This is a genomic window from Mycoplasma sp. CSL10166 (genome assembly GCF_017116885.1).
Classification (GTDB): domain Bacteria; phylum Bacillota_I; class Bacilli_A; order Mycoplasmatales; family Metamycoplasmataceae; genus Mycoplasmopsis.
In genome coordinates this window covers 573538-586741 of the sequence record NZ_JAFIRF010000001.1, presented here as the reverse complement: position 1 = coordinate 586741, position 13204 = coordinate 573538, and the positions used below count along the sequence as shown (strand labels likewise).

11 protein-coding genes are annotated in these 13204 nt (G+C 25.5%); 1 reads left to right on the top strand and 10 read right to left on the bottom strand.

The genetic code is table 4. The annotated features are described in order from the left end of the window. The first annotated feature begins 68 nt into the window (after nt 1–68). Entirely contained in the window at nt 69–1112 is a 1044-nt protein-coding gene (locus JXZ93_RS02240; RefSeq protein WP_308699385.1) for an IS30 family transposase, read from the top strand. A 277-nt stretch (nt 1113–1389) separates the two neighbouring features. Here the strand turns inward: JXZ93_RS02240 and JXZ93_RS02235 are convergent, their stop codons facing one another. From JXZ93_RS02235 to rnr, 10 genes are all read right to left on the bottom strand, one after another. Then, complete coding sequence (locus tag JXZ93_RS02235; protein WP_205852604.1) at nt 1390–3063, bottom strand: hypothetical protein; 1674 nt, start codon at nt 3061–3063, stop codon at nt 1390–1392. A gap of 209 nt (nt 3064–3272) precedes the next feature. Then, complete coding sequence (locus JXZ93_RS02230; RefSeq protein ID WP_205852603.1) at nt 3273–4394, bottom strand: YhjD/YihY/BrkB family envelope integrity protein; 1122 nt, start codon at nt 4392–4394, stop codon at nt 3273–3275. Further along, entirely contained in the window at nt 4375–5802 is a 1428-nt protein-coding gene (gatB, locus tag JXZ93_RS02225) for an Asp-tRNA(Asn)/Glu-tRNA(Gln) amidotransferase subunit GatB (protein WP_205852602.1), read from the bottom strand. The genes JXZ93_RS02230 and gatB overlap by 20 nt, the downstream gene beginning before the upstream one ends. Beyond that, the gene (locus JXZ93_RS02220; RefSeq protein ID WP_205852601.1) at nt 5803–7119 is read right to left on the bottom strand and encodes an amidase family protein; all 1317 of its coding nucleotides are present in this window, start codon (nt 7117–7119) and stop codon (nt 5803–5805) included. Further along, nucleotides 7119–7421, bottom strand: coding sequence for a glutamyl-tRNA amidotransferase (locus tag JXZ93_RS04225; protein WP_308699347.1), 303 nt, complete (start codon nt 7419–7421; stop codon nt 7119–7121). The genes JXZ93_RS02220 and JXZ93_RS04225 overlap by 1 nt, the downstream gene beginning before the upstream one ends. Nucleotides 7422–7428: 7 nt before the next feature. Further along, nucleotides 7429–8271, bottom strand: a complete 843-nt coding sequence (locus JXZ93_RS02210; protein WP_205852600.1) for an RluA family pseudouridine synthase — start codon at nt 8269–8271, stop codon at nt 7429–7431. A 107-nt stretch (nt 8272–8378) separates the two neighbouring features. After that, a complete protein-coding gene (locus JXZ93_RS02205; protein WP_205851727.1) occupies nt 8379–8663 on the bottom strand; it encodes an antibiotic biosynthesis monooxygenase in 285 nt (94 codons plus the stop codon). An 11-nt stretch (nt 8664–8674) separates the two neighbouring features. After that, nucleotides 8675–10219 carry a methionine--tRNA ligase gene (gene metG, locus JXZ93_RS02200; protein ID WP_241007092.1) on the bottom strand — a complete coding sequence of 515 codons (1545 nt, stop codon included), beginning with the start codon at nt 10217–10219 and terminating at the stop codon, nt 8675–8677. Nucleotide 10220: 1 nt separating this feature from the next. After that, nucleotides 10221–11036 (bottom strand): tRNA1(Val) (adenine(37)-N6)-methyltransferase, encoded by an 816-nt coding sequence (locus tag JXZ93_RS02195; protein WP_241006853.1) that lies wholly within the window; start codon nt 11034–11036, stop codon nt 10221–10223. Then, nucleotides 10984–13203 carry a ribonuclease R gene (rnr, locus tag JXZ93_RS02190; RefSeq protein WP_205852599.1) on the bottom strand — a complete coding sequence of 740 codons (2220 nt, stop codon included), beginning with the start codon at nt 13201–13203 and terminating at the stop codon, nt 10984–10986. Before rnr ends, JXZ93_RS02195 begins: the two co-directional genes overlap by 53 nt. Nucleotide 13204: the final 1 nt, after the last annotated feature.

Genomic DNA, 13204 nt, shown 5'->3' with positions numbered 1-13204 from the left:
TGCAACACAATTAATATAAAATATAGTTGTGGAGCACTTGAAATTTTTTAATAAAAAAATGGCTCCACATGAACCGAGGAACCATATGATTTATACAACAAAAAATTACAATCAAATGACTAAAGAAGAAAGATTTTTTATACAAAATAGTATTCAAAATAACTTTTCATAGTATTCAAAATAACTTTTCTTTACGAAGTATCGCTAGAAGTTTAAGAAGAAATGTTTCTTCGATTTCAAGAGAAATAAGAAAAAATTGTGATTATTATGGTAATTATAATTTTTTAATTGCCGAAGAAAAAATGCTGAGAAGAAAATCACATAAATATCTTTTTAGATTTGATGTTAATTTTAAATTCGAAGAATTTAGCAATTATTTTAAGAAAAAATATGATAAAAAATTTCACGGTGTTAAGGCTACATATAATTATGTAAAAAGTAAAAACAATAATATTTTAATACCATCTATAAAAACTATTTTTAATTGACTCAAAACTAATAAATGAATTATAACCAGAAAAGATAGATTAAGATCTTACTATAAAAAAGGCGGAAAGCGGCAATCTTCTGTAATAAGCAGACTCATTAAAAGTGCTGAATACGTATTACCAATATGGGCTAGACCTAAAGAAGTCGATTTAAGACTAGTATTTGGACATTGGGAAGCAGACTTAATATTAGGTAAAAGATCTACAGGTTATAAAAATATAATAACTTTAACTGAGCGTAAAACTAGAATTGGTTTTGCAGATTTTGTTAGTTCTAAATCACCGAATGAAATAAATGCAAAATTAAAGCAAATGATTATTAAAAATAAACTTAATGTTAAATCAATAACAATTGATAACGGAATTGAATTTGAAAAAATAGGTATTTTAGCTAAGTGATTAAATATCAAAATTTATAGAGCAGAACCTTATGCATCATTCCAACGCGGATCAAATGAAAATTGAAATGGACTTATACGTAGAGAATTTAAAAAAGGTTTTGATTTTAACTCTATAAATTTTGATTATTTACAAGAAATTGTTTTTAAAATAAACAATATGCCAAGAGAAATTTTAAAATGAAAAACTTCCCTTGAAATGTTTACTTTTGAAAATTTGACTTAAGATTTAAGCAATAAAAAATTTAACAAAACAATTTTAAAACACCCTTCTAGCGAAGGGTGGGTTTCTTTGTAACCAAAGAAACAAAGTTTTCACTTTTTTAAAAAAGTGAAACAAAAAAACTTTTAATATTGACAACAAAAACAAAAATATTGATTTTTTTAAATAAATTTAAGATTTTATGGATCATTAAGATATAATTAAAATACCAAGCACGAAAGTGTTGCACTTGATATTTCATTTTAGGATAACATCTAAATTAATGTTATTTTAATAGTTATTATTTATTTGAATCTTCCAAGAAGTTGTTTATCTTTTCAACAACACTTATGCTTTTATTTACTTTTTCTATTTCTTTAGCAATATATTTTTTCATTTCATATTTTATTATGACTAAATTTAAATATGAAGATAAATAAGCTTCTGAATATTCTTTTGCTTTCGCTCTCTTATCGTCTGTCATTGCATTTTTAATTAAAGGGCTAAAATCATTTATTCTTTTTGATAGTTCATTAAATTCGTTTTCTTTAAATGTTTCTACATTATCAATTTTTTCTAACTCTGTAAGTAATTGTTCAACTTTATCATTTATTTTATCAACAGTATCACCATAGTGGGTGTTATTTTGATCTTTATCCCAATTAAAAATTAATCAATTTTCCAGTAATCTTGGGTGTAAACCAATTTTACCATTGTCATTTCCTTCAAAGTGTTTAAAATTATCATAATTTTTGTTATTTAAATTATTTTTATCAATTATATATGAGTTATTTATAAATAAATCATTATAATTTTCCTCATATCCTAGTAATACAGCAAACATATTTTTAAGTCCAGTTGTATCTAATAATTTGTTTTTAATTTCGTTTTTAAGTTCTAATGAAGTTTCGTCATTTAATATACTTAAATATCTTTCTTTATCATCATTTTTTGAAAATGTAACATTATTATCGCCTAATACCCAATTAAAGAATTTGTTTTTAGAATTTTCATCTTTTACAAAATTTAGTTCTCCTGCTTTTTTTAGGTTTAAAGATGCGCTTTCTTTTAGTTGATTTAATTTATTTAAAATTTGATTACTATTATCTACATTTTTAAATTCTTCTTGATGCGAATTAATAACTTCATCTAAAATTTTTGTATCTCTTTCAAAATTATTAAATTCAGTTTCGAATGAGATTATTTTTGTTTTTGTTGCCTCTAATTGATTTCTTGTTTGCGTATCATCATTATTGAATGTTAAAAGTTTTGCGCTAACTTTATCTTTTTGTGTTTTATATCTATCATTTAAATTATTATTTTGTTCGTTTATCTTTGATTTAATTTGTGTTATTTCTTCTTTAAGTGATTGAATAGCTTTTTTGTTTTCCTCTTCTATTCTTATTTCTTCATCTTTAGTTCTTACGTCTGATTTAGCCTTGTTTAAGGCGTTTTCGATATTTCTTGTTTCGTTTCTATATGTTTCTTTAGGATGATTATCTTGTTTTTGTATTTTGTCAGATTCATTATATTTATTTTGTAATTCTTGTTTTATTGTTGGATATTTTGTATCATCTAAAGAATCTAGATATTTCTTAATCTCGTCTAGTTTTGATTTAAGTTGTTTTCTTGCGTTGGAAACCAAAACTTTTTCTTTATTATCTTTCGCTTCATTAAATGATGCTATCAATTTTTGAGTTTCATTTTTTAATTCTTCAAGAGTTTTATTATCTAATTGAATTATTTTTTTAGCCTCTTCGACTTTAGATTTTAATTTTTCTTTAATGTTTGAGAAACCTTGATCTGGTGTGGAATTTAAAAATTCGGTCGCTTCATTTATAACTTTTATATATGCAACTTTTTCAGGTGATTCTTCATTGTTTTTTAAACCTAGAACAGTACCAACGGTGATAGCTGCCGCTGCAAAAGGTAAGACTAAAACTAATCCTTTAAATCATTTTGTTTTAAATTTCATTTTTTCTCCTTGTATTATTTGTGGAAATTATTTAGTTTTAAATAAAAAATAAATAATAATTTTATTATTTATTAGATTGATAACTAAACAATATTATTATATATTTTTTTATTTAAATTTTAGTTATTTTTTGAGTTCTGGACCTATCAAGATGTAGAGTTAAAATAAAAAATATCTTGTTTAATAAATAGGAATAATTGCTTAATAATTTAAATCATCAATCAAAAATATACTTTTTTAGGTATTGTACGAGTGCTAATATAATTTTTATAGTAAGCTTCATTAAATGTTATACCTAAAAACATAAAATAAGAAAATCAGTTTATAAAAAATCCAACAGTAAAAAAGAAACCTACAGCAGACCCAAATTTAGAGTATGAAATAACTTTATTTAAATATGTATATATTATTAATAATCCAAACGTTGGAATTGTGGATATTATTGCTCCTCTTCAAATAGATTTAAAATTTAATTTAAAAGAAGGTGTTAATCTAAATAAAACTAAAAAAGACACTAAGAAGAAAACTAGCGAAAAGAATAAGTAAAATACATCTAAAATTCAATGAGTTTTACTTAATCCGCTTTTAATCATTGAGGCATATATTAATATATAAATATTACTAAATATAAATAGTAATATAGAAATTGCGAAAACTAAAAACAATCCTTTTAGTTTATTTCCTCAATAAGTTCCTACTTTATCGTGAGAAAACATATAATTATAAGCTGTAATTATTTTTCCATATCCGCCCGCAGAAATGTAAAGCGAAGGTATAGCAATAAAAGAACCAGGTATTAAAGAATATAATTTACTAAATGAATCGTCAATAACTTCAACACCTTCGTTGTTATTAAAATATTGTTGTCCACCAGGAATAAATTTATTAAAAATTATATTGTTAAATAAGCCTTGAAAAATACTTGTATTGTTAGTGTTGTATTCTTTGGTTAACACTTCAACATGATTTGTTAAAGTTGAAATATTATCGGTGATCGTCAAATTTAAAAAGTTAATTATATAAATAATTGGAACCACAGAAATGAGAAGATAAAAAGTAATTGATAATCATATAAATGTAAAATTCTGAGTTGAAAAATTTTCATATACTTTGTGAACTACTTTAGTTCTAGTATCTTTTTTTTCAATATTATTTGCTCTAATGAGAATGAAAGCGAAAAAGCTAATAATATACTTTATTATTTTTTCATATATTATTGAAAAAATAATAAATTTACTTGGTTGAATTATATTCAAATAAAAAGCTCTTATTATAGAGTTTTTCCCTCTTAATTTTGAGAGTTTTTTATAGTTAATTTTTGTATTTTTCATCTAATACTTTAAGTGCTCTTTGGTTAGATAATTGAGGATTAACTTGTCCGTTAGTTTCTTTCATTAACATACCAAGAATGAATTTAAGAACTTTTTCGGGTCTTGTTATGTATTCATCTGTAATTTTTTGGTTTTTATCAACTATATTAATTATTATTTGATCAATTAGGTTTTGATCTGTTATTTGTTTTAAGTTGTGCTTTTCAAGTAAAATATCAATTTTATCGTTATAATTAACTAAAAGCGGTATTAATTTCTTTAATGATTTACTTGAAATAATTTCTTGATCTAAAAGTTCTATTGCTTGTTTTATGTGTTCTGGTTTTATATTTAATTCATAAGCTTTGACTGATTTAGTATTCGCCAAAGATACTACTTCTGCAAAAAATATTTTTGATAATTTATTTTTATCTAAATATTCGATAGAGTCAAAATAATTAGCCAAATCAATATCATCAATCAAACTATCTACATAAATTTGTTGAATTTTACTATCTAAATATCTTTGTTCTTTTTGATGTGGTAGTTCATTTATTTTTATCGAATTTATAAAATTGCTTGAAAGTTTAATATATGGTATATTAGGGTCTGGGAAGTATTTGTATTCAACTGTACCCGTTTTCGTTCTCATAACTATATTTGAATTTGTTTTATCATCAAATCTTTTGGTTTGTTGAAGAATTTTTTTCCCAGTAAGTAATTGTTTTGACTGTGTTTCAATTTCGTTTTCGATTGCTTTTTTGATATTTGAAAGTGAGTTCATATTTTTAATTTCTACTTTAGTACCAAAAATGTTTACACCATATGGTCGCAATGAAATGTTTATATCGGCACGTAATGAACCTTGTTCCAATTTACCTTCTGAAATACCCAATGCTAGTACTGTTTTTTTGATCATATCAACGTATGCAGCTGCTTCGTCAGCACTTCTAATAACCGGGTAAGTAACTATCTCAATCAAAGGCACTCCGGCACGGTTGTAATCTAATTGTGTACTATCGGTGTTGTGGTGTTGTCTTGCAGTATCTTCTTCAAGATGGATTCTTTCAATTTTAATTTCTTTTTTTTCTCCGTTTGGTAATTTAATTTCTAAAGAACCGTTTGATCCAATTGGACGGAAAAATTGAGTAATTTGATATCCTTTTGGTAAATCCGGATAAAAATAGTTTTTACGATCAAAATGTAATTCGTCGTCTATTTTCATTTTTAAAGCTTTCGCTAGGGCGATACCATATTTAATAGCTTGTTTATTAACTAGTGGTAAAGTTCCCGGATATGCTAAGTCTATTTGGTTTGCGTATGTGTTTGGTTCGGCATTAAAATCTATTAATGCGGGAGAAAACATTTTTGTCTTTGTTTTAAGCTCAATATGAATTTCTATACCTATAATGACTTCAAAATTTTTCATTTATTTCCCTCCTAATAATTCTTCAAAATATTCTGCAATCCCTAAAAGCTTTGCATCTGAATATATTTTAGATTCTATTGTCAAGTTATAAGGTAAATTTTTGTGTTTATCAAACGGAATTGTAATCGAAGGATATCCACCTAAGTTTGCCGCGGTTAAAATAAATTCTAAAACACCATATTTACTATTTTGATCAAAGCTAGGCGCAACACCTCCAAAAGCTTGAAATATAACAGCATCATATTTTTCATGTAAATCGTTCATGTAATCTTTTATCACACGACGAGCCTTTTGGGCTTTAACAAATATTTCTTCGATATTTTCTGAATAAAGAAAATAACTACCAAGTGATAACCTTTCTTGAACCATTTTCCCAAATTTACTGCTTCTTGTGTTTTTAATAACTTCTTCCCAAGAATCTCCTTCTACTCTAGAGCCAAAAGCGATACCATTTAAGTTCGCTAAATTAGAACTAGCTTCTGAAAAAGAAATTACTTTGTAGACTGGTTTAATTGCATTTAAAATATCCAAATTAGGTTCAATAACATCTACATCAACACCTTCCTTTTTTAAGTTTTTATGAAGTTTTTCAACCGAAACATTAACATAATCTTCTGAAAATTTTGAAAAGTTTAATAAAGCAATCTTTTTAGGTTTTGTCTTAATAACTTCTTTAATCTCGATATCTAAACTAGTCATGTCATATTTATCTTTTCCGAATAAAATTTGCGAAGTTACAATTGCGTCGTTAACATTATGTGTAAAATATGCTACTGTATCTAGTGAAGAAGCGTAAGCAAATAAACCGTATCTGCTAATTGCACCATAAGATGGTTTAAAACCTACTGCACCGTTATAACTTGCCGGTAATCTAACACTATCACCTGTATCGCTAGCTAAAGCTATTGAAATGTTTTCGTCAAAAGTAGCTATAGAACCTGAAGAAGAACCTCCGGATAATCTGCTAGAATCAAATTTGTTTTTTACTATACCGTAAGCACTATGTGTACCTGTACCACCAAGTGCTAATTCATCCAAATGTAATTTTGCAGGTATTAAAGCTCCTTGTTGAATAAATTTATCAATAACTGTAGCGTTATAATGTGTATTAAATTTTTCTAATATCAAACTAGAAGCGCTTGTTGGCGCATCATTTGTAGCATAATTATCTTTTATTGTAACGACAACATCTTTAAATAATCCAACATTTTTATTTTCGATTTTATCATATACAAAAGCAACGGCGTTATTTTTGTCGTTTTTTAAATTGTTTAATGCAAGTTGTAAATTACCTTTGTTTTTAATAACTCTTTTCATTATTTAACCACCTTTGTAATTGTTACATAGTCCTGGTCAGAAGTTTTTGCGTTTGATAAAATTTGATTTTTATCAATTGATTTAAATTCATTATCAAATTCATCTTCTCTCAATAAATCTATTTTGTATTCCTCGTTTATGTGTGAAAGCGGTTTTATATTATCCAAATTTAATTTATCAAGATTTTTTAAATCATTTTCTAACTCATTTCAATTTTTAATTATATTATTTAAAACTTCCTCACTAGGGTTAAACATTAGCGAACTTACTATTTCTTTAATTTTTTCCTTATTTATAATCATTATACTCCTATCATTTTGGTAATGAGTAAAATTCAAAACCATTTAAATATTTTAAATCACCATTTAAATTCTGTAGTTTTAAGTAATAAGAATGTAACATTAATCTATCTGCTTTTTTACCACCGTATTTTATATCACCATAAATAGGTTTACCTAAAAACTTAAGTGTAAGTCTAATTTGATGTTTGCGACCAGTTAAAATTTGAGCAATTTTTTTATTCTTCTCAACATAAAGTATTGTTTTAGAATACTTAGAATTTTCTTTTTCTTTTGGTGAAACTTTCATTTTTCCTGTCGAATAATCTTTTAAGAAATAAAGTTCAACCTCTTTGTATTGTTCATTAAAATCACTTTTAAACATATATTTTTTATCAAAATTAGAAATTTTATCATTTAATTGTTTAACTGTGTGGTAATTTTTACCATAAATTATCAACCCACTTGTTTCTTTATCTAATCTACCAACATGGCTTGGTTTAAAACTATCTATTTGTTTAAATTTCAAATAAGATAAAACTTGATTATCTAAGGAATTATCAGGCCCGTGAACTTCAACTCCTATTTTTTTATCTACTATTAATATATTTTCGTCTTCGTAGATGATATTAAAATTTTGTTCTACTTTAAAAACTTCTTTTTTTTCTTTTTTATCAAAAATTCCGTAAATTACTATTTGGTCATTTTCTTGAACTATTAAACTTTTTTCGTTTATTCTTTTCCCATTTATTTTAATTTCTTTTTTACGAAATAGACTTTCCAATTTGCTTTTAGGCAAATTGGTTAAATACTTGGCAATTAACTTATAAATAGTTCTACCAGAGTCGTTTTTGGTGGCTAAAATTTCAAACATTTATTCTCCTTATTATAATTATTAATTATACATTAATTATAGTTTAATGTTGTATAAAATAAGATAACGCCATTAATAAATAGAGTTATCTTACTAGTATAAAATTCTTATCTTGTCAATTCAATTTGGTATAAATTTTTTACATTTTTAGACATTTTTTTAAGCATTTTTAATTCTTTTGCAAATTCTTCAATATTAATGAAGTCTTCATAATCTTGTTTCGTAGATCATCTTTGTATTACTAATATTTTTTCTTCTGTCATTAATCCGTATTCATAAGAAAGGTTTTTTTCTTTCATTCTTGTTTTTTGTGTAAAAACATATAAATAATCAATAAAACCTTTTAATTTTTCAGGATCAATTGTGTAAATTGTTGCTTGTGCATATATCATAATTATTCTCCTTAATTAAATTTTAAACGTTTGTATAGAATGAACGATTCAGTTAATTTTTTGTCATTAAATTTAGTAAAGTCTTTAATTTCATCTAATTTAAATTCTTTTAAATCTAGTGCCGTCGCAACTTCTGATACTTTATTTGGTAAAACAACCGAATAGTATGTAGAAAGTGCATATATTCCGTTTAATAATCTAACTAAAATTTGTTCTAGGCGATCTAAATTTGTAATAGTTCATGGTTTAGTTAAATCAATATATTTGTTTAATTGGTTTCCAAGCTCGTTTGCAATTTGAAAAGCTTTATTTATTCTAAACTCATCAAAGTTATTTTTATATTCTTTAATTGAATTTATTATATCATTTTCGATATCTAAATCTTCTTGATAAGTAGTTTTTGCATATTTTATCGGGTTAGAAAAAGAATTGCTTTTCATTTTTAAAGTACGTGCAATCAAATTTCCATAAGTATTAATTAATTCAGCATTAATTGTATTAACGAATCTTTCTTCATCGAAAACAATGTCATCACCAAGTGCGCTTTGACTAACAAAGAAATATTTTATAATTTCAGGATCGTATTTTTCTAATAATTTATATGGGTCTATAATGTTGTTTTTAGATTTTGACATTTTACCAGTAGGGGTAATTATCCATCCGTGCGATTGTATTTTTGAAGGTAATTTTAAATTTAATGCTTTTAAGAAAATAGGTCAATAAATCATATGAAAACGAGATATTTCTTTCCCTATTAAGTGAACAACTTCTGCATTATCATCTTCTCAAAAATATTTAAAATCATCTTTGTGATTACCGTTAATATCAAACCCTAGTGCTGTAATATAATTAGCAAGAGCATCTAGCCAAACGTAAACAGTATGTGAAGGATCTTCATTAATTTTAATTCCTCAATCAATTTTGGCTCTTGTTATCGATAAATCTTCAAGCCCTTTTGAAATAAAATTATTAATCATTTCGTTTTCAATTTTTTTCGGAGCTAAAAATTCTTTATTTTTATTTATATAATCAACTAGTCAATCTTGAAATAAATTCATTTTAAAAAAGTAACTTTCTTCAGATACTAAAGTAAGTTCGTGGTCTGAAGTTGGGTGATAAAATTTACCATTTTTTTTAATTGCTTGAGTTTCGGTTAAAAACTCTTCATCAGGAATAGAGTATAGACCTTGATATTTTCCTTTATATACAAATTCTTTTTTTAGAAAATAACTAAAAATATCTTGTATTGTTTTTTTGTGGTATTGTGAAGTTGTTCTTGAGTAATAATCATATTCAATGCGAAAATCTTTTCACATCTGTTGAAATTTTAATGCTAGTTCATCAACGAACTCTTGTGGTTTTACCCCTTTTTCTTCGGCTTTTTGTTTTATTTTTAATCCATGTTCATCGGAACCGGTCAACATTCTTACATCATAACCATCTAACTTTTTATAATTTGCAATAACTCAAGTTAGTGCGGTTGTGTACAAATGACCAATATGTAAATTTCCGCTAGCGTAATAAATAGGTGTAGTTATATAAAATCTCTTTTTCATATTATTCCTTAATTTTAATAGGTTTATAAATATTTTTTATTTCAGGTAAATAATCGTGGTTTAGTTTATCGTTATCAGCGTGCAAATACAAGTTAGGTAAAAAATGTGTACCTCAACCAGACTGAAATCTAGCCTCTATCAATGCAAATTTAGGTTTTTCACTAGATCTTGTAAATACATATTGAACTCTTTTAGGTTCGAAATTATACTTTCTCATTAAGGTAAAAGCGTCAATTGAACGTTCTATAGGGAGAACAATTGTTAAATATCCTTTTTGTTCAATTATTTTAGAACAACCTTGGAATAGTTGTTCTAAATTTAGTTTTACTTCATGAGTTGCTATTAATTTAGCTTCATTTCAATCTTTTTTAATTTTAGTTTTATCAAAAGAATAAAAAGGGGGGTTACAAAAAATAACTTGATATTTTGGTTTAACGTTTTTTGTGTGGTCCTTTCAAAAAATGTTAAAATCTTCATTTATTACATTAATTTGTGAGTCTAAATTGTTAAATTTAATATTAAATTTTGCTAATTCATATGCTTCTTTTTGGATTTCTACTGCATCAATTTTAAGTTTAGAACTTCTAGAAGCAACGAAAATGGATAAAGCACCATTGTTCGCTCCTATTTCTAATGTTCTACTTATTTTTTGATTTAAAGTAATAAAATTCCCTAACAAGATTGTATCTACTGAATAATTAAACATGTCTTTATCTTGGTAAACATATAAATTTGAATCAAACCCAAGAGAATTTTTTATGATATTACGATTTTTTAAAGCGTCTGTTAGTTTCATGGTTTCTTCTAAATTGCTCATCTTTTTCCTTTTTTGCTATAAATTCAGGATATAAAGAAGCTAAACAACAATCAACTTTCCCTTCTACCAAATCTACCCCAAGAATAACAACTTCAACATAATCACCAATTGTAAATGTTTTCTTAGTTTTTGTACCTATAAGTTTTGTCAATGTGTCATTTGCTTCATATAAATCGTCAATTAACGAAGTTTTATGAACTAAACCACTAGCTTTAAAGTCAAATTCAACAAAAAAACCAAAATTTAAAATACTTAAAATTTGAACTTTATATTTTTTTCCAATTTGATTTTTCAAAAATTCTGCAAATTTTAAATCATTAACATTTCTTTCGATTTGAACTGCTTTTTGTTCTGATTTAGTATTTAAATCTCCATAACTTATTATTTTACTTCTGTATTCATCAATCTTATCTTCTTTTTTATCAATAAGAAAGTTTCTAATAACTCTATGGATTACTAAATCTGGATATCTACGTATCGGACTTGTAAAGTGACAATAATATTCTGATGCTAAACCAAAATGACCTATATTTTCGGGAGAATAAATTGCTTTTTGCATTGTTCTCAAGAACATTAATTTAATAAAATCATCATTTCTATGTTCTTTTATTTTTTCTACGATTTTAGAAAAACTTTTAGGTGATAATTTATTGAAATTTAAGTTTTCAGATTTGATTCCTATTGCTTCTAAAGTGTTTTTTAAATTTGTAATTTTCTCCTGGTCAGGTAATTCGTGAATACGATATAAAACAGGTAATTTATTATCGTATAAATATTTTGCTACAGTTTCGTTTGCTCTAACCATAAAGTCTTCTATTAAAACTTCTGAAAACCCACGCTCATTAATTAAGATATGACTAACTCTTCCTTCGTTATCTAATTTTATTTTTGGTTCCACAATTTCAAAATCAACATAACCCTGTTTTATCTTAAAATCATGTAAAACCAAACTTAGTTCTTTTGCATCATTTAACATTAATTTTAGCTTATCAACATCATTTTTAGGTTCTTGAGTAAAAACTAGTTTATTCTCATTGAAAAATTTATCAACTTGTTTATAAGTTAATCTAAATTTACTTTCAATAATACCTTCAAAAATATCTACTTTAACGTTATTTCCATATTTATCAATTTCCATTTCACAAGCTATAACAAATCTTTTTTCGTTTGGGTTCAATGAACAAATACCGTTTGAAAGGCCGAAAGGTAACATAGGTATAACTCTATCGACTAAATAAATGCTTGTGCCACGTTTTAAAGCTTCGCTATCAATTTCTGTACCTTCTTTTACATAATGGGAAACATCAGCGATATATACCCCTAAAAAGTAGTTACCATTTTCTAATTTTTTAACGTAAATAGCATCATCAAAGTCTTTTGTTTCGTCACCATCGATTGTAACAATCATTTTATCGGTTAAATCAACTCTTCTACTTAAATCTTCACTTTCGATTGTTTCGGGGATATTATCAATTTCATTGTCTAAAATTTCAGGAAAACTATTTGGCGCTTTAATTTGTTCTAGGTATGATTTAACATAAACCATTGGATCAGCTTCGTTAGTTATAACTTTAGTTATTTCGATTAAAACGTTTTTAGAATCGTATTTTAAAATTTTAGCAACTACCAAATCGTTAAGTTTAATAGGAATTAAATTAGGTATTATAGTTCATGTTAAACTTTTCATTTTAGCTTCGACTGGAACAAAATAATTAGTATTATTTTTTAGTTTTATAAAACCAACTATTTCATCATTTCCACGTTCGATTATTTCGACTACTACACCACTAGTTAAGTCCGACTTATCATCTTTTGGATTTTTAAAAACCTTCACTTTAACTTTGTCATTATGTAATGCGCTATTAAAGTTAAAGTTTCTAATATAAACGCTATCTTTGGTGTTGTTTACCTCATCGATATTATAGTCAACAAAACCAAATTGTCCTTTATTGTTTACGTTTAATACGCCCTCTATAATATCAACTAAAATTGGTGCATAATATTCATCATTATTATTTTTGAAAATTTTATATTCTTTTTGTAATTGAGATAATATTTTTGTTAATTTATGATTATCTTTAGGGAGTATTCTAAAATGTTTGGCAATACTTAAAAAACTCCTTGACTTTTCGCTTTGTATATATGATACAACTTTTTCTATATCCATT